The following is a 19,675-nucleotide window of genomic DNA, read 5'->3' as shown; positions in this document are numbered from 1 at the left end:
CTTAGTGAGTGAGGATCTTGGCGAGGAACGACTTGGCGCGCTCGCTGCGCGGGGTGCCGAAGAAGTCGTCCGGGGCGTTCTGCTCGACGATCTCGCCGTCGGCCATGAACACCACGCGGTCCGCGGCCCGGCGGGCGAAGCCCATCTCGTGCGTGACGACGACCATGGTCATGCCCTCGCGGGCCAGCGCCGTCATCACCTCGAGCACCTCGTTGACCATCTCCGGGTCGAGCGCCGAGGTGGGCTCGTCGAACAGGAGCACCTTCGGCTCCATGGCCAGCGCGCGGGCGATCGCGACGCGCTGCTGCTGGCCACCTGACAACTGCGCGGGGAACTTGCCCGCCTGGCCGCCGATGCCGACGCGCTCCAGCAGCTCGTACGCCTTCTTCTCGGCGTCCGCCCTGCTCTTCTTCAGTACGTGGACCTGCCCGAGCACGACGTTCTCCAGGACCGTCTTGTGCGCGAACAGGTTGAACGACTGGAACACCATGCCGACCTCGGCTCGCAACCGGGCCAGCTGCCGCCCCTCCTCGGGCAGCGGCGTGCCGTCGATCGTGATGGTGCCGGAGTCGATGGTCTCCAGCCGGTTGATCGCGCGGCACAGGGTGGACTTGCCGGCGCCCGACGGGCCGATGATCACCACGACCTCGCCCCGCCGTACGCTCAGCTCGACGTCCCTGAGCACGTGATGATCGCCGAAGCGCTTGTTGACCTGGTCGAGGACGACCAGCCCTTGATCGGACACGGGTGATGCTCCTTCCGTCCGCGTTGGCGCAACGGTAGGAGCGGCTTGTGTCACGCAGAGGGTTGTGCGCGTTCTGCTCAGTGATTGACCGGCCGTCAGTGAGTGACGGGCGGCTTGGCCTGTGCGGCGGTCGCGCCGGACAGGCCGATGGTGTCCCTGAACGCCCGATCCCACCGGCCGTCTCGCAGACAGCGCCCGATCAGCCCGCTGAGGTAGTCGCGGAACACCACGTCCTCCTTGCGGACGCCCATGCCGTACGGTTCGCGGCCGAACGGCCGGCCGACCAGCCTGAGCGCGTCCGGCCGCCGGTTCACCAGGCCGAGCAGGATCGTGTCGTCGGTGCTGATGGCGTCGATGCGGCCGGCTGTGAGGGCGGGCACGCATTCGCTGGAGTTGTCGACCACCACCAGCCGGGCGCCGGGCACGCGGTCCCGCAGCCGGTCCAGGGAGGTGGAGCGGGTGGTCGTGCACACCGCCCGGCCGTCGAGGTCCGCCACGTCGTCGATGCGCTTGTCCCCGGCTCTGACCAGCACGTCCTGCCCGGCTTGGTAATAGGGCTCGGTGAAACCGACGACCTGGCTCCTGGCCGGCGTGATGGAGTAGGTGGCGATGACGAGGTCCACCACCCCCTGCCGCAGGAAGTCCTCGCGCTGGACCGGCAGGGTCTCCACGAAGCGGACGTTGCGCTCACTGCCGGTCAGGTCCTTGGCGACCATCCTGGCCATCTCCGCGTCGAACCCGGTGATCCGCCCGCTGTCCGGATCCTTGAACCCGAACAGCGGGTAGTCGAACTTGATCCCCACCGTGAGCAGGCCGTTTCGCTGGACGCGGGCCATGGTGGAGCCCTCGGAGAACGCGGGCTCTCCGGAGGAGCCGCAGGCCGCCAGCGCCAGGCACGCGAGTACGGCGAGCAGCGCCCTGACCGGCTTCACCGCACCCAGTACCGGTGCTGCGGGCGGCCCGTCGGTCCGTACCTCAGCCTGGCCTCGACCTGTCCCCGTTCGACCAGGTGTTCCAGGTAGCGGCGGGCGGTCGCCCTGCTGACGCCGATGGCCTCGGCGAGTTCGTGCGCCGACAGGTCCTCCTGGGCCGCGGCCAGCCCGTCGAGCACCGCCTGCTCGGTCGCCGCCGAGATGCTCTTCGCCCGGGGAGACGCGTCCAGATGCAGCGAGCGGAAAATCCGGTCGATCTCCTGCTGCTCGACGAACCTGCCGCCCGAGCCCAACTGCTCGACCGTCGCCGCGTACCGCAGCAACGTCTGCTCCAGAATCCCGGCCCTGGTCGGCTTGACCAGGTAGTACAGGGCGCCGCGCTGCATGGCCGCGCGCACCGCGGCCGACTCCTTGTGGCCGGAGATCACGATCACGTCGGTGGGTGGCTGGTCCGGGCGCCGCAGCCGGTGCGCGACCTCCAGCCCGGGCAGGTCGGGCAGGTGCAGGTCCAGCAGCACCAGCCGCGGCGCGAACCGGTGGGCGGCGGCGAGCGCCACTTGTCCGGTGTGTGCGATCCCCACCACCTTGAACCCGGAGACACGGTTCACCTGGGCGTGCAACGCGGCGGTCACGACCGGGTCGTCGTCCACGATGAGAACGGTGATGTCCGCCGCTCCAGGCATCGCCACACTCCTAGCTCGACTGTGATCGACGCGGGCATCTTAGGGATGTCGTGTTACAACCAATCGCCTTCTGCTCCTTTTGCTCAGGGCGGGGCTTCGCCCCAAGCTCTTCCCTCCTACTGTGTGATGCGTGTCAGCGGCCGGTGAGCCGTGGGGGAGGTGATCACTGGTGAGAGAGCGCGGATGGCTCCTGGCAGTGACGGCGCTGTGGATTCTGCTCGGCCTGCTCCCGCTGGCGCTGCTGACCTCGTCCAGCATCACGCTGTCGGCGGAAGCGGTCGGCGACGAGGTCGGCGACCGGGTGCGAACCACCGCCTCGGTCAGCCGGGTCGTGGTGGAGCAGCAGCTTGGCTCGCTCAAGCAGCTCGTCAGCGCGTACGCCCAGCGGCCCGCGGTGCGCGCCGCGGCGACCTCTGGCAAGGCGGTGAGCCGCGAGACGATGATCGGGTTCCGCGAGGAACTGGGCAGGATGCGCGCCGGAGTCGGCGGCGTGATCGTGATCGGGCTCCGGGGCGACATCGCCGGCGCCGAGCCGACGAGCGTGCTGCCCCAGGACGTCAGCAGCACCGACTGGTACGTCGCCGTCCGCGATCGCCTGCGACCCTACATCTCCCAGGCGTACACGCCCACGATGCGCGGCGTGTCCAGGGCCGTCGCCGCGGCCGCCGTGATCCCGAGCGCCGACGGCAAGAGCGTGCTGGGCGTCCTGGCCGTCGTCTACAGCCTGGACGCCATCCAGGACTTCGCCTCGCAGGCCGCCGAGGCGCAGGGGATCCGGCTGCTCATCACCGACCAGTCGGGCGTGCTCGTCGCCGACCCCGGCAGGAAGCTCTACGCCCTCACCTCCCTGCGCGAGGACCCCAGGGTGGACGCGGCGCTGGCCGGCCGTACCCTCTTCACCACCCACCACGACGCCGGCGGGAAGGTGCTGTCGGCGTCGGAGCCCATCCCCGACGTCGGCTGGACGGTCACCGCCGAGGTGCCCGCCGACGCGGCGCTCGCCTCGGCCGAGCAACTCCGGGTACGGGTGCTGTCGATCGCCGCCGTCCTGGCGCTGCTGATCCTCATCGGGTTCGGCCTGCAGATCCACACCACGCGCGGCCGGCGCCGGGCGCAACGGACGCTCGCCCGGTACGCCGCCGAGCTGGCCGTGGCCCGGGACGAGGCCGTGAGCGCGTCCGGCGCCAAGTCCGAGTTCCTCGCCAAGATCAGCCACGAAATCCGCACCCCGATCAACGGCGTCCTCGGCATGAACTCCCTGCTGCTGGAGACCCGGCTCGACGGCGAGCAACGCCACTACGCGAGCACGGCGCAGGAATCCGCGCGGAGCCTGCTCCGGCTGCTCGATGACTTCCTCGACCTGTCGAAGATCGAGGCGGGGCATCTGGAGGTGGAGTCGGTGCCGTTCGACCTGCTCCGGCTCTGCGACGAGGTGGTGGCCCCGTTCGCGCCGCACGCCTACCAGCAGGGGCTCTGGCTCACCTCGCGGCTCGGCGACAGCCTGCCGCAACAGGTGCTCGGCGATCCGGTACGTCTCGGGCAGGTGCTCACCAACGTCGTGGGGAACGCGCTGAAGTTCACCGTCAAGGGTGGCGTCGACCTGGAGGTGACCCTCGACGAAGGCGGTCCCGGCGACGACCGGGTCACGCTGCGGTTCACGGTGACCGACACCGGTGTGGGCGTCGGGCAGGGCGACCTGGAGCGGGTCTTCGGCATCTTCCGTCAGGTCGACTCCCCGATCACCCGGCGGACCGGCGGGAGCGGCCTCGGCCTGGCCATCAGCAGGCAGCTTACCGAGCTGATGGGCGGTGAGATCGGGCTGGACAGCGTCGAGGGAGTGGGGAGCCGGTTCTGGGTGACGCTGCCGGTGGACGTACTGACGTGGTCGGCCCCGGCCGCGCCCGCGCTGCGCGGACGGCGGGTGCTCGTCGCCGACGCCCGGCCGGAGGACCTCGCGCTGGCCGGGCGCATCCTGGACGATGCCGGTCTGGTGGTGGAGACGGCCTCCGACGGCCCGGCCGCCCTGGCCGCCCTGCGAGCCGGCGCCGCGGCGGGACGTCCGTTCGACCTGGCGGTCATCGACCTCGACCTCGATTTCGCGTTGGCCGACGGGGAGCCGGCCGATCCGCTGCTCCGAGACGCCGGTGTCGTCGTGCTCGTCACACCGGGGCGCCCGGGGCGCGCCTGGCCGATCTCGGTGGCCGAGCGGACCGTGCAGTCGGTGACCCGGCCGCTCAGCCGCCGCCGGCTGCTCGCCGCCGTAGAGAACGCGCTGACTCCCGCGCAGGGCGCTGGGCCGGGTTCCGTACCTGCCTCCGCGCAGGGCGCTGGGCCGGGTTCCGTACCTGCCTCCGCGCAGGGCGCTGGGCCGGGTTCCGTGCCTGCCTCCGCGCAGGGCGGCGAAACGCCGGATGTGCCGGTCGACGGCGCCGCACCGGCGCGGATCCTGGTCGCCGAGGACGACGAGGTGAGCCGCCAGGTGGCCGAGCTGGTCCTGCGGAGGGCGGGCCACCACGTCGACTCCGTCGCCGACGGGAAGCAGGCCGTGGCGGCGGTGCTCCTGGGCGGGTACGACCTGGTCTTCATGGACTGCCAGTTGCCGGTTCTCGACGGCCTGGCCGCGACCGCCGAGATCAGGCGGCGCGAGGAGCCGCGCACGCCGATCATCGCGATGACCGCCGCCGCGATGCCGGACGACCGGCTTCGCTGCCTGGCGGCGGGCATGGACGACCACCTGGCCAAGCCGGTGGACTGGCAGTACGTCGTGACCCAGGTGCCGCTGTGGGCCGCCACGTCAGAGGTCCCGCCGGAGCTGGCGGGGCTGTCGCAGGGGGATATCACGGAGATCGCCGAGGTGTTCCTCTCGACGGCCATGGCGATCTATGACGAGCTCCGCCAAGCCGAACGCGGTCAAGACCTGGCCCGGGTGGCCGCGCTCGCGCACCGGTTGAAGGGCAGCTGCGCGACCGTCGGGCTCATCGAGGCGGCCGAGGTGTGCGAACGGGTCGAGGTGTCGGCCATGCGCGGGGTTGCCGAGCGGGAATCGGTCGATCGGCTGGGTGGTTTGTTGCGCGAGCTGCCGACTTGGATGTCAGCAAATTAACCCTGGTGACGGATTTATTAACGTGTGAGTAATTTTCTGTCACTAGCGTGCTTATGTCGCGAATTAACGTATTTGTAATGGGGGAAGGTAAATGGCGGATTCGACTGAGGAGCCCAGTCCCACGGGCACCCCCACCCCGTCGGACACTCCCACCGCGACACCCACGCCCACGGACTCCCCGGCACCCACGCCCACGGATACACCCACGCCCACCCCGACCCCGTCGGACACGGCGACCCCGACCCCGACCCCGTCGGACACACCCACCCCGACCCCGTCGGACACGGCGACCCCGACTCCGTCGGACACCCCTTCCCCATCGGGCACCCCCACGCCATCGAGCCCGCCGTCCAGCACCCCTCCGGACGCGTCGAGCCCTACGCCGACGCCCACCCCCTCGTACACCCCGACCCCGACCCCGACCCCGCCCCCGACGCCCGGCGGGCCGCCGGGCGCGTCGGGCCAGGTGCAGATCGACTGGAACTCCATTCGCGAGCTGGCCGGACTCTTCGACAAGCTGGGCGACGACGTCGTGGAGCGCCGCCTGAACTCCTGGAAGCTGGGAAGCACCTCCGGCCTCGTCGGCGGCGACGAGGAGGGTATCGATTGGGCCGAGTGGTACCACGCCGGTTACGCCGCCCTGACCCATCACATGGACGCCATCGCCGAGAAGAACTTCACAGCGGCCGGCAATCTGCGCAGCCTCGAGAAACTCTGGGACTACCTGGAGCAGGACATCATCGCGTCCCTGCCCGCGGCCCTGGACCTCCCTGACGCGCCGATCCCCGTGACGCCGCCGGCCAGGGAAGGTGCCTGATGTTCGATCCGTTCCAGGCGCTCGCCTGGTTCGCCGACGTACACGTGCCCGTGGCCGACGTGTCCAACCTGCGGGCGCGCGCGACGGAGCTGCGCGAGTTCGCCAAGGCGATCGGCACGCTCGCGCAGCACACGGAGAGCGGGGTCGCGGGCGTGCTCAAGACGAACGACAGCCGGTCGGTCGACCGCTTCGCGGACGTGTGGCCCGACCAGCTCGCCCCTCGCTACGCCGCCATGCGGGCGGCGCTGAACGAGCTGGCCGACGGCTGCGACGACTACGCCGACGCGGTGGAGGAACACCGGGAACAGCTCAAGATCATCGGCACCCAGCTGGCCGCCATGGCGTTCACCATGATGTTCGGCTATCTCTACCCGGCGGCCAGGATCGCGGCCGAGGGCGTGTTCAAGTGGCTCGTGGCGCGGGCCAGGCTGGAGAAGACGATCTTCCAGAAGCTGATGAAGACCATCCTGGCCGCGAAGGTGGGCAAGTTCAACGTGGGCACGTACGCGGTGCGCGAAGGACTCGACGCCGTGGCCGACTCGGTCGTGTGGGCCACAGTGAAGACCGGCGTGCACGCGGCGAGCTCCGCCGCCACCGGCCAGCCGATGGGCAACCTGTGGGAGTACGCGGGCAAGCACTTCGTCGCCGAACTGGCCTATGACGGCGGTATCAAGGCCCTGCGCGACGTACGCAAGTTCATCCCGGCCACCAGATTCACCGAGACCATGCTCGGCACCGGTCCCATGGGCAACTTCTTCCGGCGGACCACGTCGGCGGCGACCCTCTACGCGCTGGTCGCCAACGGGGACATGTCCGTCCAGGGATCGCTCCGATCCGCTTTGGCGCACGCCCCCCGGGCGTTCATCCTCCACCGATAAGGAGCCGGCATGACCATACCCAGGAGCGGCGATCCGGAGATCGACCGGGCGCTGGCGCAGCTCGCGGTACAGACGGCTCAGTTCGAGGAAGTGGGGCGCCGACTGGAGTCGGCCAGGGGGCGCGGTGTGGCGGCGGACGGGCAGGTGACGGTCGAGGTCCTGCCCAGCGGCGGGCTGGCGAGCGTGCACATCGCGCCGCGAGCGATGCGGCTGGGCTCCGAGGCGCTGTGCGAGGCCCTCATGGAGGCGGCCCGGCAGGCCGAGGAGGACGTGACCGCCCAGACCTTCGCCGCCACCCAGGCCCTCTTCGAGGAGCCCGGCCGCTGACGTCGCGGGGTCAGGGGCGGGCCGGCGGCGCCGCGATCGGGCTGTAGTGGAGGCTCGCCAGCAGGCGCCGGTCCCCGTCCTTGACCGAGATCTGGGTGACGCGGAAGCGTCCGTCGGCCGGTGTGCCCTGGTACGCGGCGCGCTGCGCCAGCACGCCGATGGCCACCGCCGTGTCGCCGTATTCCCGTACGGTGACGTCCGCCCAGCTCATCTCGTGCGTGACCATGCCGCCACCGCGGTAGCGCGCCAGCCACTGGTCCTTGTTCAGGATGAAGCCGAGCGGCCCCACCAGGGTGAAGTCGGGCACGGCGAGCGCGTCGAGCGCTGCGGTGTCGCCGCGGCGCTCGGCCTCCATCCACTGCCTGCTGAGTTCGTCGAGTCGCTGGTCGATGGTCATGATCAGATCTCCTGTCTCTCCATAGGCTGGCCCTGGCGGTACATGCGCGGGGGCTTGTTGCCCGCCGCCTGCCCGCCGTCGATGGGCAAGGTCACTCCGGTGATGAACGACGACTGGTCGGAGCAGAGCCACACGACCGCCGCGGCCACCTCTTCCGACCGGCCGATGCGCCGCATGGGCGTCGACAGCCCGGCCAGGCGCTGCGCCTCCTCGCCCGCCGCCTCCAGGTGATGGGTGAGGATCGGGCCGGGGGCGACCACGTTGACCCTGATGCCCTGGTCGGCGTAGTCGAGCGCGGCCACCTTCGTCAGTCCGATGATCCCGGCCTTGCCCGCCACGTACGCGCTCAGGCCCGAGTGGCCCTGGAGCCCGGCGAGCGAGGCCATGTTGACGATCGACCCGCCACCCGAGGCGAGCATGGCCCGGATCTGGTACTTCATGCCGAGGAAGGTGCCGCGCACGTTCGTGCGAATGCCCCGGTCGAACTCGTCGGGATCGATGTCGGCCAGCGGCGCGGGCATCGGCCCGTCGGTGGCGTTGTTGAAGGCCGCGTCCAGCCGGCCGAAGGTTTCCAGCGCCCGCTGGACCAGCCGCTCGCTCGACGCCGCGTCACCGACGTCAAGGGATACGGCCAGCGCTTGCCCGCCGTCGAAGCGGATGTCCGCGGCGACCTGTTCGACCGCCTGCGTGTCGCGGGCGCCGAGCACCACGGCGGCGCCGGCCTGGGCCAGGGCGCGAGCGGTGACGGCACCGATGCCGCGGCTGGCCCCCGCCACGACCGCGACCTTGCCATTGAGGGAAGGGTTTGGCTGCATGCCCTTGACGATAGATATCGAAGCATTAGATGTCAAACGATTAGATGTCACTGCTAAACTTGGCGGCATGATGCCACCCTTCCGGCCACCGATCGGCCTGCTGCTCACCAACACCGCCAGGACCGTGAGCCGGGCCTTCGACGACGCGCTCGCCTCCGTCGGCGGGTCGGCCCCGGTCTGGCAGATCCTCATCTCGATCAAGTCCCGGCAACTGGGCAACCAGCGCGAGCTCGCCGAGGCGGTGGGCATCCAGGGGGCGACGCTGACCCACCACCTCAACGCGATGGAGAGCGGCGGCCTGCTGACCCGCCGCCGGGACCCCGCCAACCGGCGCGTCCACGTGGTCGAGCTGACCGAGGAGGGGGAGCGGTTGTTCCACCGGCTGCGTGAGGTGGCGATGGCCTTCGACACCCGCCTGCGCGTGGGCCTCAGCGAGGAGCAGACCGCCTCGTTCGAGGAGATTCTCGCCCAGCTGGCGCAGAACATCCGCGACTAGACAGGCGGCCAGACCGGCCTCGGCCTGCGGGTTTCGGCCGATGCCTGCCGGGAAGCATGGTCCACGGCCCCCCGCCCGCGGGAGGTGGAGACGTATGCGCATCGAGGTGACGCCTGACGGTCCCTACGTGGTGACCGGATCGGTCCCCATGGCCAGGCAGGTCATCGGCGGCGACGCGATGGGCCAGTCGACGAAGTGGGTCCAGGGCGAGGAATATCCGGTCGCGGAGTCGTACGAGCTCTGCCGCTGCGGCCGTTCGCAGAACAAGCCCTACTGCGACGGCAGCCACGAGCGGGTCCGGTTCGACGGCACGGAGACCGCCTCGCAGCGGTCATACCTGGGGCAGGCGGAGGAGCAGGCCGGGCCCGAGCTGGCGCTCACCGACGCGCCCGCGTTCTGTGCCTTCGCCCGCTTCTGCGATGCGGACGGGCAGGTATGGAAGCTCCTCAAGATCCCCGGACAGGGCGAGACCGCCGCGCGACAGGCCGCGCACTGCCCGTCGGGCCGGCTCACCGCCTGGGCGTCTCGCGCGCCGATCGAGCCCGAGTTGCCGCCGTCCATCGGCATCGTCGAGGACGAGGTGGCGGGCGTGGGCGGGCCGATCTGGGTACGCGGCGGCATTCCGGTCACCTCGGCCGACGGCCAGGACTACGAGGTACGCAACCGGGTCACGCTCTGCAGGTGCGGAAGCTCGAGGAACAAGCCGTTCTGCGATGGCTCGCACGTGACCATCCGCTTTGCCGGCGCCTGACCCCGGTTCGACCTGACTCCGCGGCATGAGGAGGATGGGTTCATGAACACACGATCTATTGGCCAGGCCCATGTCGGCGCCATCGGGCTCGGCGCCATGCCCATGTCCGTAGCGGGGCACATGCCCGACGAAGCCCAGTCGATCAAGACCATCCACGCGGCGCTCGACGCGGGAGTCACCCTCATCGACACCGCCGACGCCTACACACCGTCGGCCGACCAGGTGGGTCACAACGAGCGGATCGTGGCCAAGGCCCTGGCGAGCTGGAGCGGCGACACCGGCGACGTGCTCGTGGCCACCAAGGGCGGCCACACTCGCATAGAGGGTGGCGGGTGGCAGGTCAATGGCCGGCCGGACTACCTGGCCGAGGCGTGCGAGCGCTCCTTGAAGGCGCTGGGGGTGGAGGCGATCGGGCTCTATCAGCATCACCGGCCCGACCCCGCCGTGCCGTACGAGGAGACGCTCGGCGGCCTGCGCGACCTGCTCGACGCGGGGAAGATCCGGATGGCGGGCATCTCCAACGCCAATCCGGAGCAGATCAGGCTCGCCCACGAGATCCTGGGCGGGCGGCTGGCCAGTGTGCAGAACGAGTACTCGCCGAAGTTCCGGACCAGCGAGCCGGAGATCGACGTGTGCGCGGAGCTCGGGGTGGCGTTCCTGCCGTGGTCGCCGCTGGGCGGCATCAGCTCGGCGTCCGAGCTCGGCGGCAAGCACACGGCGTTCGGCACGGTGGCGGCGGCGCGGGGCGTGTCGCCGCAGCAGGTCTGCCTGGCCTGGGAGCTGGCGCGCAGCCCGGTGGTGATCCCCATCCCGGGGGCCAGCAGGCCGGAGAGCATCATCGACTCGGCCGCCGCGGCCGACCTCGTCCTCACCGCCGAGGAGCTGTCCCTGCTTTCTTAGCTGGACGCTTCTTAGATCTATAGCAAGTGGGCTGGGGCCGGCTGGTCGGCCGGCTCCAGCCCGCGCAGCTCGGCCAGGGTCTCATCGGCCCAGGCGAGCGCCGAACGGCCCTGTGTGAGGCCGAGGTTGAGCGCGTACCGGCCGAGCCTCGATCCGTCCTCGGGTTTGCACTCCAGGACGGCCAGCCGCTGCTGGAACCCCGCCCTGATGCGCTCGACCACCGCGATGGCCGACTCCCTGTCGAGCAGCGGAAGCAGGAACGCCTGGAGGGCCACCTCGCTGCGTATCGCACCGACCGGTTCGTGCTCGACCAGCCAGGAGCGCACCTGCTCCGCGCCCTCGGGCGTGATCGCGTACATCTTCCGTCCGCGCGCCCCCTCCGACTCGACCGCCACCAGCCCGTCGGCGGCCATCTTCACCAGCTCCGGGTAGATCTGCGTGTGCCCGGCCTGCCAGACGTGATTGAGCGACCGCTCGAAGGATTTCGCCAGGTCGTAGCCGCTGGCCGGCCCCTTGGCGTCGAGGAGCCCGAGCAGCGCGATCCGTAGGGACATGTCGGCAAGCATAGCAAAGGGTTGACATGTCAATCCTTACATGTCACTCTCCACACGTGAATACTGACACGAAGCGCAGAGGCGATGGCCTCCTGCTGGTCGCCGTGCTCGGCGGCATGTTCTTAGGAATGCTCGACCAGACGATCGTCGGTACGGCCCTGCCGCGGATCATCACGGAACTGGGCGGCGTCGATCTCTACACCTGGGTCGTCACGGCCTACCTGCTGACCTCGACCGTGACCGTGCCCCTCTATGGAAGGCTGTCGGACCAGCACGGCAGGAAGCCGCTGCTGCTGATCGGCATGTCCGTGTTCCTCCTGGGGTCGGCGCTATGCGGGGTGGCGCAGGACATGACGCAGCTCATCCTGTTCCGCGCGTTGCAGGGCTTGGGCGCGGGCGCGCTGCTGCCGCTGTCGATCGCCCTGGTGCTCGAACTGTTCCCGCCGGAGAAGGGCGGAGCCCGGGTGCAGGGCGCGATGGGCGGAGTGATGGCGCTCAGCTACCTCGCCGGGCCGTTCCTGGGCGGGCTCTTCACCGACCACGCGAGCTGGCGCTGGGCCTTTTATGTGAACGTGCCGATCGGCCTGGTGCTGATCGCGATCATCGTGCTGCGCCTGCCGCGCCGGCCGGGACATGGCGGCGGGCGGCCCGACTACCTGGGAATCGGGGTCTTCACAGTTGGCATTAGCTCGCTGCTCATCGGCCTGACCGAGAAGGGGCTCGACGGCCACACCTGGACCAGCGTGCCGGTGATCGGGCCGATCGCGCTGGCTCTGGTGTCGCTCGTGGTGTTCGTGGTGGTGGAGATGCGGGCCGAGGCGCCCATCATGCCCCTGCACCTGTTTCGGAACCGTACGTACACGCTGGTCAACGTGACCTCCTTCTTCACCGCCTTCTGCATGTTCGCCGGCGTGGTGTTCCTGCCGCGCTACTTCCAGGAGGCGCTCGGCGCCAGCGCCACCGAGTCGGGGCTGCGGATCTACCCGCTGACCCTGGCCATGGTGGTGGGCAGCATGGTCGTGGGCGCGCTGATCAGCCGGACGCGCGTCTACAAGCCGTGGCTGGTGGCGGCGCCGTTCCTGCTGGTCGTGGGCACGCTGTTGTGCGCCGGTCTGACGCTGGACACGCCGCCCTGGGTGCTCGTCGGGTGGATGGCGCTGATCGGCCTCGGCATGGGCCCGATGCTCTCCGGCCTGACCGTGGCCGTGTCGAACTCGGTGCCGCCCCAGTACATGGGTACGGCCTCGGCCAACCTGACGTTCTTCCGCCAGATCGGCGGCTCGGTCGCCCTGGCCCTGGCCGGCACCGCCTACACCTCCGTCATCGCCACCGAGGCGCCGCTGCACGGACTGGCCGCCGCGCACGCCTCGGCCGCGGCCCTGGTCATCCCCTCGCTGGGGGTCGCGGGCGCCCTCGTGGCGCTGGTCGCCCTGATCGCCATGCCCGGTGTGCGGATCGACCGGGAAACCCCACAGCCCAAGGTCGAGGCCAGTTTCGCGTCCTGAGCGCCGTCATGCGAAGCTGTCCTTGTCCCCAACACCAGGAGGTCCTCATGGCGGAAACACCGGAGCCGGAAGTCGACGAAACTCCCGAGGACGAGATGAAGCGCAAGTTCCGCGAGGCGCTGGAGCGCAAGCGTAACCAGCATGCTGACTCGAGCGCGGGTGGCAGGGGCAACGACCCTTCCAAGATTCACGGCGCTCACGGGCCCGCCGCCAGCAAGCGTTCTTTCAGGCGGAAGAGCGGCGGTTGACCTGAGCTTTTCTGGGGGTACGGCATGCCGTACCCCCCTTTTTTCTTGACCCTCTAGGTAGATCTTCGCCCGTTTCATGGGCTTATGTTTGCCTTTGTCCGGTTCGGTACCTATAGTTCATGGAGTTACCAGCCGGTGACTTTGGGGCTTCAACAGGGGAGTACCAACCGGCAGGCGCCGAATCCCGCTCGCGGGAACCGGGGAACCAACGTTCCTTAGGGGTGAATCCGACCTCGGTCGGTAGGGCATCTCCACGTCCGAACCCGTCAGCTAACCCGGTAGGCGAGATGGAGAGGACACCTACCGCATGCGTAACCCCCGCGTCGTGCCGCCAGCCCGCGTGTTGTCGTCCGCAGACTGACCGGCGCCTTCCCCCCGCTCTTCCACGCTCCGCGTAGCGACCGTTTGGCGTCTTGCCCGGCTACGCCCACCTTTCACGAGCGCGATCCCCTTTTCCCGTATAAAGGACTTCACTGCTTCATGTCTGTTCGCTCTGCTATGCTCACCGCCGCCCTCGTAGGCGCGATCTCCATCAGCGCAGGCACCGCCGCACACGCCGACACCGGCAACGACAAGAAGGTCCTGCTCAAGGGCAAGACCACCGCGTCCTACTTCTGGGACGACTCCTCCGGCCGCGCCGGGGACACCGGGCTGCCGGCCAGCGGCAAGCCCATGCAGAAGGGGCTCGCCGCCAGCCCGAGCTGGCCGCTCATGACCGAGGGTTACGTCGTCTACAAGGGCAAGAAGATGCCCTTCTTCGTCGGCGACCGCGGTCCGGGCGTGCCGTCCTCCAGCGGCGTCATGCTCGACCTCGACGCCAAGACTTTCGCCGCCCTGACCGGTGGCCGCTTCAACTCCAGCACGCTGGGCGTGGACGGCAACGGTGGCGCGGGCCACATCAAGATCGACTACGTCATCACCAAGTGGGGTAGCGGTCCGGGCAAGAAGAACTACCCGCAGCCCTTCTCGACCGGTGCGTACGCCGTCGTGGACCGCAACCCCGCCAAGCCCCCGAAGATCGTGGCCGAGGGCGACAAGCCCGCCGCGGTCAAGCCCGCTCCCGCCAAGGCCGTGCCGGTGGCCGCCAAGAAGGCCGACAAGGCTGAGGAGAAGGTCGCTGACAAGAAGGTCGTCGAATCGAACGCCATCGGTGGCGCCGCCGCGGCGGTCGCGCTGGCGATGTTCGGCGGTGGCGTGACGGTCGGCCGCGACCGGATCCGCAAGCTCGTCCGGCGCTGACAACCGTCAGGTCCGAAGACGGTTTTGCTGACGGCCGTCAGGTCCGGAGCCGACGGCCTTGATGGTCGTCGGTTTCGGAGCCGGCGGTCTTTGCGTCGCGGGAAACAGAATGTCATTCTGACCTCGTGACCACGCTTGCAGCCGCGAACGGCATCGAGATCGCGTACGAGACCTTCGGCTCACCCGGCGGACGTCCCCTGCTCCTCATCATGGGGCTCGGCGCCCAGCTCATCCACTGGGACGACGAGCTCTGCGAGCTCCTGGCGGAGCAGGGCCATCACGTTGTCAGATTCGACAACCGTGACTCCGGACTCTCCACACACCTGCACGACGAGGGCGTTCCCACACTGGGGACGTCCTCTTCGTATCTGCTGGATGACATGGCCGACGACGCGGCCGGGCTGATGGACGTCCTCGGCTGGCCCGCCGCCCACGTCGTGGGCGCCTCGATGGGCGGCATGATCGCCCAGACGCTCGCCATCCGGCACCCCGAGCGGGTCCTGACCCTTACCTCGATCATGTCGACGCCCGGCCCGGACGTGGCCCCGCCCACGCCGGAGGCCAGCGCGGTGCTGCTCGCCGCGCCCCCGACTGATCGGGACGCCGTGCTCGCCCAGTCCTTGAGGACCTGGGCGGTGATCGGCTCGCCCGGCTTCGACATGGACCGGGAACGCATCCTCCGGCTGTCCGGCCAGGCGTACGACCGGTGCTTCGACCCGCCGGGCACGACCCGGCAGCTGGCCGCGATCATGGCCTCCGGCGACCGCACGGAGCAGCTCGGCACGCTGGGGATCCCCGCCCTGGTCATCCACGGCGAGGCCGACCGGCTCGTCCCGGTCGCCGCCGGCCACGCCACGGCGGCGGCGATTCCAGGCGCCACGCTGCTGACGTTCCCCGGCATGGGCCACGACCTGCCCCGGCCGCTCTGGCCGGACATCGTCGGCGCCATCACCAAGCTCACCACGAGCTGACGCACCAGGAATCAGGCCGGTCAGGGATCAGGCTGTTCAGGGACCAGGCTGTTCAGGGATCGGTGGAGGTCGGTGGCTCGTGTCCGCCGCGCCCGGACGCGAGCCACCGGATCTCTCAGACCTCCAGCTTCTCCTCGATCCCGCGGAGCTGGTGCCGGGCCAGGGCCAGGTTGGCCCGCGCCCGGTCCAGGGCGAGATAGAGGAAGAGCCCCTTGCCGCCGCGGCCGGTGATCGGCCGGATGATGTGGTACTGGCCGCCGAGCGTGATCAGGATGTCCTCGATGGAGTCCTTGAGCCCCAGCGAGTCCATCGTGCGCAGCTTGGCCTTGACCACCTCCGTGTTCCCCGCCGCGGCGACCTGGAGATCCAGGTCCTTGGAGCCGCCGAGCGCCCCCAGCGCCATGCCGCTGCCGTGATCGACGATCACCGCGCCGAGCGAGCCGTCGATCGTCATCATCTCCTTGAGAGAGACGTCCATGCTGGCCATGCCTTCCTCCGTTCAAGCTCAGTGAATCCGTGCTGAGATGGCGGCCACGCTGGCCGCCGTCTTGCGCCCCTCCAGCCGGAGCAGCCCGAGATTGGTGCCGGGCTCAGCCAGGACTGCGAGGACGATGGTGGGGCCCGCCGCGTAGAAGGCGGCGAAGCCGGCGGTGCCGGAGATGAGCGTCTCCTCCAGTACGCCCTGGCCGGTCATGATCGTCATTCGCCTGCTCAGCGCGAGCAGCGCCGCGGACAGCGCGGCGACCTGCTCGCCACTGTCGTCGGCGTTGTCGCAGGCGATGCTCATGCCGTCAACCGTGCAGGCGACGCTCCCGCTGATGTCCGGAGTGCGCTCGCGCAGGAGAACCATCTCCCTGAGCACCTCTTCACGCAGCTCCACCGGTGGCCTCCTTTGCGGGCGGGGGAACCTCATGTCAGCTCCTCCAGCGCCTTCTTCAGGCGCATCAGCAGGGCCAGGTCCGTGGGGTCCGCCGTGACCGGCGGGCCGAGCGGCAGGCCCGGGGTGCGGGGATCGTGCGGCGGCCGTTGGCCGGCGGCCACGCGCCCCCGCTGCGGCAGCGCCCCCTGCCCGTCTCCGGCGGTCTTCGCCCTGTGCTCACCGGTCTTCGTCGCGCTCTCTTCCGGGGCGCGCGTGGTGGTGGTCGGCTCCACGGGCGGTGCCAGCAGCCCGGCCGCCGCCATCCTCCGTACGGCCAGCAGCACCGAATAGCCGGACCTGCCGATCCGCTTGGCCAGGTCGAGCGGTGTCGCCTCGGCCCCGGCCCCGGTGAGGACCTCCCACTGGACCGAGTCCAGAGTCACCCCGCTGCCCGGCAGCCACTGCGCCGGCCGTACCGGAGCCGTGTCCAGCTGCGCGGACGGCCAGATCTGCGCGAGATAGGCGCGGCGGCGCGCGCACTCCCGCAGCAGGCCCGCCACGTCGAAGAACCACTGCCCGCCCAGCCAGTGCTGCTCGCCCGGCCGGAATTTCGGCCGCGACCCGCCGGCCGGCAGCAGGAAGAACGCGGCGTCCAGGACGGCCCCGAGCACGCAGTACTGCAGCTCGCCCAGCGTGACGGGCCCCTCCTCCAGCAGGCGCGCGCAGCCCCCGTCGGCCTGCAGCCTGCGCAGCGCCGTCTCCGGCAGCCGCCCGCGCGCCGCCAGCAGCCGCTCGACGCCGGGGGTCTGGGCGCACTCCATGTACGTGACCCGGCCCTCGCTGAGGAAGATCGTCCCGGCCCGGCCCACGCGGAGGGCGCCCGTGGCCCGTTCACGGGCTAGACCGGTCAGAAGCGTGTCCAGCGGTGCCATGGCTCAGGTGAGCAATTGGCGGGAGATGTTCAGCAGGCGGTATCGCGCCAGGGCGAGATTCGACCGTTCCAGGTCGAGGCGCAGGTAAATGACGAGCGGCCCCTCGAATACCGTTTCGAGGAATCTCAGTAAATGATGGCCTTTGTCGGTAGTGACCAGCATGTCGTCGATCCGGACAGTTTCGCCGGGGCAGGAGCGGGCCAGGCCGTCCATGGTCGCGCGCAGTGTCTCGGTCAGGGCGGCGGCGGAGCTCTCGGCGTCCACGCCCTGCGGCGGTCCGCTGATGGCCACGGCCATGCCGCTCGTCTGGTCCACCAGCATCGCGTCCAACGCCCCTGGTATCGCCATGACCTCGGTCAGGCAGTCATCCAGTCCCAGCACGTGACCCTCCCACGCCGTCATGAGGACTGGGACAGCGTAGGAGCGGCGGATGACGGCCGGGTGATCGGATAAAGCGAGATATGTATGAGGTTAAAGATGTCTACGGCCAAGGTGGAGAAAAACCTAACCGCGACGGAGATTTCCTGATTAGGGGTATTGCTTGCGACATTTAAGAGTATTGCTCACATTATTCTCGGCCCAGCTCGCCAGTATCCAATGGATACTCTGGAGAATATGAAGATTCTTCTCTTTGGCGCGACCGGTATGGTCGGTCAGCGCATCGCCGCCGAGCTGGCGGCCCGCGGCCACGAGGTGACCGGTGTCAGCAGGTCGGGACCGGTCAAGGGAGATGTGCGCGACGCCGCCACGCTGGGCCGCGGCCATGACGCCGTGATCTGCGCGATCGCTCCGCCCCGCGACGGGAGCGAGCCCGAGGGGCCGTTCCTCGACGCCCATCGCGCCCTCATCGACGGCGTCCGCGCCGCCGGGGTCGGGCGGCTCGTCGTCGTCGGCGGCGCCGGCGGCCTGGAGGTGGCGCCCGGTGTCGACCTGGTCGACACGCCCGGCTTCCCGGACATGTACAAGAAGGAAGCGCTGGCCCAGCGGAGCGCTCTCGGCCTCTACCGCGAGGTCGACGACCTCGACTGGACCTACGTCTCCCCGGCCGCGGAGATCGCGCCCGGAGAGCGCACCGGACACTTCCGTGTCGGCGGTGACCAGCTTCTCACGGACGCCGAGGGCAACAGCCGCATCTCCGCCGAGGACTACGCGATCGCGATCGCCGACGAGGTGGAGAAGGGCGAGCACCCGCGCCGGCGCATCACGGTCGCCTACTGAACTCCGTCCGACTCCTTAAGGTCCGACTCCTAAAGGTCCGACTCCTCAAGGTCCGACTCCTCAAGCAGGTCGTCCGCCTCCTCCATGAGGCCGCCCGGCTCCTCGGGCAGGAGGGCCTTCTCGTCGGGCTTGTGGACGAGCACCTTGTCCACGTACGACTTCACGGCGGCCGCGATGCCCACGTCGGCCCCGGCCGCCTCCGACAGGTACCACCGGTGGTCCAGCACCTCGTGGAACAGCTGCGCGGGCTCCAGCTTCCCGCGCAGCCGGGCCGGAATGCCCTCGACCGTCGGCTGGAACACCTCGGCCAGCCACCGGTGCGCCACGATCGCCTCGTCCTCGTGCCGCAGGCCCTTGGCGACCCGGAACCCGTCGAGGTCGTTCAGCAGCCGCCTGGCCTGGTTCTCCTCGACGTCGAGCCCGGTCAGCCGGAGCAGCCGCCGCTGGTGGTGCCCGGCGTCGACCACCTTGGGCCGGACGATGAGCCGCCCGGTGCCGACCTTGCGCCGCACCATCATCTCGGCCACGTCGAAGCCCAGCAGGTTGAGCCGCCTGATCCGCTGCTCCACCCGGTGCCAGTCGACCTCCTCGATGATCTCGTCCTGGGTGATCTCGTTCCACAGCCGGTGGTAGCGGGTCACGATGTCCTCGGCGGTGTCCATGGGGTCGATCGACGGGTGCAGCAGCCCGCCCGCCTCCAGGTCGAGCATCTCGCCGAAGATGTTCATGTGCGCGGTCTCGATGTCGCCGAGCCGCTGGCCCTCGCTGATCATCGGATGCATCTCGCCGGTCTCCGCGTCCACGAGGTAGGCGGCGAAGGCGCCCGCGTCCCTGCGGAACAGCGTGTTCGACAGCGAGCAGTCGCCCCAGTAGAAGCCGATCAGGTGCAGCCGCACCAGCAGCACGGCCAGCGCGTCCAGCAGCCGGGTGAGCGTGTCGGGCCGCAGCGTGCCCGACATGACCGCGCGGTAGGGGAGCGAGAACTGCAGGTGCCGGGTGATCAGCGCCGCGTCGAGCCCCTCGTCCCGGCCGGTGACGAAGGCGATCGGCTCGACCGACGGCGCGTCGAGCCTGGCCAGGTCCCACAGCAGCTGGTACTCCCGCCTGGCGTACCGCTCGCTGATCTCCTTGATCGCGTACACGTTGCCGGACAGCCGCACGAACCGCACCACGTGCCGCGAGATACCGCGCGGCAGGTCGACCATGTGATGCGTCGGCCAGTCGGCGAGAGGGACCTCCCAAGGCAGGCGGATCAGGTCGGGGTTGCCGAGCGCGCCGGTGATCTGTAGGGGCATATGCCCAGGA

At 69.8% G+C, this 19,675-nt stretch carries 24 protein-coding genes and 1 riboswitch; of the genes, 12 read left to right on the top strand and 12 right to left on the bottom strand.

Annotated elements, in window-relative coordinates:
* Window position 1 precedes the first annotated feature (1 nt).
* The 3 genes from AB0B64_RS16835 to AB0B64_RS16825 all read right to left on the bottom strand — a co-directional run bounded on the left by AB0B64_RS16835 (window position 2) and on the right by AB0B64_RS16825 (window position 2,360).
* Window positions 2-745, bottom strand: a complete 744-nt coding sequence (locus AB0B64_RS16835) for an amino acid ABC transporter ATP-binding protein (protein ID WP_308016144.1) — start codon at window positions 743-745, stop codon at window positions 2-4.
* A gap of 95 nt (window positions 746-840) precedes the next feature.
* A complete protein-coding gene (locus AB0B64_RS16830) occupies window positions 841-1,677 on the bottom strand; it encodes a glutamate ABC transporter substrate-binding protein (RefSeq protein WP_358178256.1) in 837 nt (278 codons plus the stop codon).
* On the bottom strand, window positions 1,674-2,360 hold the full coding sequence (locus AB0B64_RS16825; protein WP_358178254.1) for a response regulator: 687 nt from the start codon (window positions 2,358-2,360) through the stop codon (window positions 1,674-1,676). Before AB0B64_RS16825 ends, AB0B64_RS16830 begins: the two co-directional genes overlap by 4 nt.
* A gap of 169 nt (window positions 2,361-2,529) precedes the next feature.
* Between AB0B64_RS16825 and AB0B64_RS16820 the strand changes: the two genes are divergently transcribed.
* A complete protein-coding gene (locus AB0B64_RS16820; protein ID WP_358178252.1) occupies window positions 2,530-5,463 on the top strand; it encodes a response regulator in 2,934 nt (977 codons plus the stop codon).
* A 63-nt stretch (window positions 5,464-5,526) separates the two neighbouring features.
* On the opposite strand, the gene AB0B64_RS16815 is transcribed toward AB0B64_RS16820, so the two are convergent.
* The gene (locus AB0B64_RS16815; protein ID WP_357956191.1) at window positions 5,527-5,952 is read right to left on the bottom strand and encodes a hypothetical protein; all 426 of its coding nucleotides are present in this window, start codon (window positions 5,950-5,952) and stop codon (window positions 5,527-5,529) included.
* Between AB0B64_RS16815 and AB0B64_RS16810 the strand changes: the two genes are divergently transcribed.
* From AB0B64_RS16810 to AB0B64_RS16800, 3 genes are read left to right on the top strand one after another with little or no spacing between them, the layout of a single operon-like run.
* Entirely contained in the window at window positions 5,930-6,280 is a 351-nt protein-coding gene (locus tag AB0B64_RS16810; protein ID WP_357956189.1) for a hypothetical protein, read from the top strand. The genes AB0B64_RS16815 and AB0B64_RS16810 overlap by 23 nt on opposite strands.
* A complete protein-coding gene (locus AB0B64_RS16805; protein WP_357956186.1) occupies window positions 6,280-7,158 on the top strand; it encodes a hypothetical protein in 879 nt (292 codons plus the stop codon). The genes AB0B64_RS16810 and AB0B64_RS16805 overlap by 1 nt, the downstream gene beginning before the upstream one ends.
* 9 nt (window positions 7,159-7,167) lie before the next feature.
* Window positions 7,168-7,485, top strand: a complete 318-nt coding sequence (locus tag AB0B64_RS16800; protein ID WP_357956184.1) for a YbaB/EbfC family nucleoid-associated protein — start codon at window positions 7,168-7,170, stop codon at window positions 7,483-7,485.
* A gap of 10 nt (window positions 7,486-7,495) precedes the next feature.
* Here the strand turns inward: AB0B64_RS16800 and AB0B64_RS16795 are convergent, their stop codons facing one another.
* Both AB0B64_RS16795 and AB0B64_RS16790 read right to left on the bottom strand, forming a co-directional pair.
* Window positions 7,496-7,882 (bottom strand): nuclear transport factor 2 family protein, encoded by a 387-nt coding sequence (locus tag AB0B64_RS16795; RefSeq protein ID WP_357956182.1) that lies wholly within the window; start codon window positions 7,880-7,882, stop codon window positions 7,496-7,498.
* A 2-nt stretch (window positions 7,883-7,884) separates the two neighbouring features.
* Window positions 7,885-8,697: a glucose 1-dehydrogenase gene (locus AB0B64_RS16790; RefSeq protein WP_357956180.1), complete on the bottom strand. Its 813-nt coding sequence runs from the start codon at window positions 8,695-8,697 to the stop codon at window positions 7,885-7,887.
* Between the two features lie 67 nt (window positions 8,698-8,764).
* Between AB0B64_RS16790 and AB0B64_RS16785 the strand changes: the two genes are divergently transcribed.
* From AB0B64_RS16785 to AB0B64_RS16775, 3 genes are all read left to right on the top strand, one after another.
* Window positions 8,765-9,193, top strand: a complete 429-nt coding sequence (locus tag AB0B64_RS16785) for a MarR family winged helix-turn-helix transcriptional regulator (RefSeq protein WP_357956179.1) — start codon at window positions 8,765-8,767, stop codon at window positions 9,191-9,193.
* A 94-nt stretch (window positions 9,194-9,287) separates the two neighbouring features.
* A complete protein-coding gene (locus AB0B64_RS16780; RefSeq protein ID WP_357956176.1) occupies window positions 9,288-9,944 on the top strand; it encodes a CDGSH iron-sulfur domain-containing protein in 657 nt (218 codons plus the stop codon).
* A gap of 42 nt (window positions 9,945-9,986) precedes the next feature.
* A complete protein-coding gene (locus AB0B64_RS16775) occupies window positions 9,987-10,844 on the top strand; it encodes an aldo/keto reductase (RefSeq protein ID WP_357956173.1) in 858 nt (285 codons plus the stop codon).
* Window positions 10,845-10,861: 17 nt separating this feature from the next.
* On the opposite strand, the gene AB0B64_RS16770 is transcribed toward AB0B64_RS16775, so the two are convergent.
* Window positions 10,862-11,398: a PadR family transcriptional regulator gene (locus AB0B64_RS16770; protein WP_357956171.1), complete on the bottom strand. Its 537-nt coding sequence runs from the start codon at window positions 11,396-11,398 to the stop codon at window positions 10,862-10,864.
* 56 nt (window positions 11,399-11,454) lie between these two features.
* Here AB0B64_RS16770 and AB0B64_RS16765 point away from each other — a divergent pair, with 56 nt between their 5' ends.
* From AB0B64_RS16765 to AB0B64_RS16750, 4 genes are all read left to right on the top strand, one after another.
* Complete coding sequence (locus AB0B64_RS16765; protein WP_357956169.1) at window positions 11,455-12,903, top strand: MDR family MFS transporter; 1,449 nt, start codon at window positions 11,455-11,457, stop codon at window positions 12,901-12,903.
* A gap of 47 nt (window positions 12,904-12,950) precedes the next feature.
* Window positions 12,951-13,151 carry a DUF5302 domain-containing protein gene (locus AB0B64_RS16760; protein ID WP_357644044.1) on the top strand — a complete coding sequence of 67 codons (201 nt, stop codon included), beginning with the start codon at window positions 12,951-12,953 and terminating at the stop codon, window positions 13,149-13,151.
* A 165-nt stretch (window positions 13,152-13,316) separates the two neighbouring features.
* A riboswitch (cyclic di-AMP (ydaO/yuaA leader) is annotated at window positions 13,317-13,451 on the top strand.
* 180 nt (window positions 13,452-13,631) lie between these two features.
* On the top strand, window positions 13,632-14,390 hold the full coding sequence (locus tag AB0B64_RS16755; protein WP_357956164.1) for a hypothetical protein: 759 nt from the start codon (window positions 13,632-13,634) through the stop codon (window positions 14,388-14,390).
* A 125-nt stretch (window positions 14,391-14,515) separates the two neighbouring features.
* Window positions 14,516-15,361 (top strand): alpha/beta hydrolase, encoded by an 846-nt coding sequence (locus AB0B64_RS16750; RefSeq protein ID WP_357956162.1) that lies wholly within the window; start codon window positions 14,516-14,518, stop codon window positions 15,359-15,361.
* A gap of 115 nt (window positions 15,362-15,476) precedes the next feature.
* Here the strand turns inward: AB0B64_RS16750 and AB0B64_RS16745 are convergent, their stop codons facing one another.
* From AB0B64_RS16745 to AB0B64_RS16730, 4 genes are read right to left on the bottom strand one after another with little or no spacing between them, the layout of a single operon-like run.
* Complete coding sequence (locus tag AB0B64_RS16745; protein WP_357956160.1) at window positions 15,477-15,848, bottom strand: hypothetical protein; 372 nt, start codon at window positions 15,846-15,848, stop codon at window positions 15,477-15,479.
* Window positions 15,849-15,866: 18 nt separating this feature from the next.
* On the bottom strand, window positions 15,867-16,241 hold the full coding sequence (locus AB0B64_RS16740) for a roadblock/LC7 domain-containing protein (protein WP_357956157.1): 375 nt from the start codon (window positions 16,239-16,241) through the stop codon (window positions 15,867-15,869).
* Window positions 16,242-16,270: 29 nt separating this feature from the next.
* Window positions 16,271-17,152: a hypothetical protein gene (locus AB0B64_RS16735; protein WP_357956155.1), complete on the bottom strand. Its 882-nt coding sequence runs from the start codon at window positions 17,150-17,152 to the stop codon at window positions 16,271-16,273.
* Between the two features lie 3 nt (window positions 17,153-17,155).
* The gene (locus AB0B64_RS16730) at window positions 17,156-17,533 is read right to left on the bottom strand and encodes a roadblock/LC7 domain-containing protein (RefSeq protein ID WP_357956153.1); all 378 of its coding nucleotides are present in this window, start codon (window positions 17,531-17,533) and stop codon (window positions 17,156-17,158) included.
* A gap of 234 nt (window positions 17,534-17,767) precedes the next feature.
* Here AB0B64_RS16730 and AB0B64_RS16725 point away from each other — a divergent pair, with 234 nt between their 5' ends.
* Window positions 17,768-18,370 carry an NAD(P)H-binding protein gene (locus tag AB0B64_RS16725; RefSeq protein ID WP_357956151.1) on the top strand — a complete coding sequence of 201 codons (603 nt, stop codon included), beginning with the start codon at window positions 17,768-17,770 and terminating at the stop codon, window positions 18,368-18,370.
* Between the two features lie 29 nt (window positions 18,371-18,399).
* Here the strand turns inward: AB0B64_RS16725 and AB0B64_RS16720 are convergent, their stop codons facing one another.
* On the bottom strand, window positions 18,400-19,665 hold the full coding sequence (locus AB0B64_RS16720; RefSeq protein WP_358178250.1) for a DUF4032 domain-containing protein: 1,266 nt from the start codon (window positions 19,663-19,665) through the stop codon (window positions 18,400-18,402).
* Between the last annotated feature and the right edge of the window lie 10 nt (window positions 19,666-19,675).

The organism is Nonomuraea sp. NPDC049129, from assembly GCF_040648495.1.
Taxonomy (GTDB): domain Bacteria; phylum Actinomycetota; class Actinomycetes; order Streptosporangiales; family Streptosporangiaceae; genus Nonomuraea.
This window is presented reverse-complemented; position numbering and strand designations above follow the sequence as displayed.

Bases quoted from the DNA above. Each gene is read 5' to 3' on its own strand.
- AB0B64_RS16825 (WP_358178254.1), bottom strand. From the start codon at position 2,360: ATGCCTGGAGCGGCGGACATCACCGTTCTCATCGTGGACGACGACCCG.
- AB0B64_RS16815 (WP_357956191.1), bottom strand. From the start codon at position 5,952: ATGGAGTTCCAGTCGATCTGCACCTGGCCCGACGCGCCCGGCGGCCCG.
- AB0B64_RS16805 (WP_357956186.1), top strand. From the start codon at position 6,280: ATGTTCGATCCGTTCCAGGCGCTCGCCTGGTTCGCCGACGTACACGTG.
- AB0B64_RS16800 (WP_357956184.1), top strand. From the start codon at position 7,168: ATGACCATACCCAGGAGCGGCGATCCGGAGATCGACCGGGCGCTGGCG.
- AB0B64_RS16795 (WP_357956182.1), bottom strand. From the start codon at position 7,882: ATGACCATCGACCAGCGACTCGACGAACTCAGCAGGCAGTGGATGGAG.
- AB0B64_RS16790 (WP_357956180.1), bottom strand. From the start codon at position 8,697: ATGCAGCCAAACCCTTCCCTCAATGGCAAGGTCGCGGTCGTGGCGGGG.
- AB0B64_RS16785 (WP_357956179.1), top strand. From the start codon at position 8,765: ATGATGCCACCCTTCCGGCCACCGATCGGCCTGCTGCTCACCAACACC.
- AB0B64_RS16780 (WP_357956176.1), top strand. From the start codon at position 9,288: ATGCGCATCGAGGTGACGCCTGACGGTCCCTACGTGGTGACCGGATCG.
- AB0B64_RS16775 (WP_357956173.1), top strand. From the start codon at position 9,987: ATGAACACACGATCTATTGGCCAGGCCCATGTCGGCGCCATCGGGCTC.
- AB0B64_RS16770 (WP_357956171.1), bottom strand. From the start codon at position 11,398: ATGTCCCTACGGATCGCGCTGCTCGGGCTCCTCGACGCCAAGGGGCCG.
- AB0B64_RS16760 (WP_357644044.1), top strand. From the start codon at position 12,951: ATGGCGGAAACACCGGAGCCGGAAGTCGACGAAACTCCCGAGGACGAG.
- AB0B64_RS16755 (WP_357956164.1), top strand. From the start codon at position 13,632: ATGTCTGTTCGCTCTGCTATGCTCACCGCCGCCCTCGTAGGCGCGATC.
- AB0B64_RS16745 (WP_357956160.1), bottom strand. From the start codon at position 15,848: ATGGCCAGCATGGACGTCTCTCTCAAGGAGATGATGACGATCGACGGC.
- AB0B64_RS16735 (WP_357956155.1), bottom strand. From the start codon at position 17,152: ATGGCACCGCTGGACACGCTTCTGACCGGTCTAGCCCGTGAACGGGCC.
- AB0B64_RS16725 (WP_357956151.1), top strand. From the start codon at position 17,768: ATGAAGATTCTTCTCTTTGGCGCGACCGGTATGGTCGGTCAGCGCATC.
- AB0B64_RS16720 (WP_358178250.1), bottom strand. From the start codon at position 19,665: ATGCCCCTACAGATCACCGGCGCGCTCGGCAACCCCGACCTGATCCGC.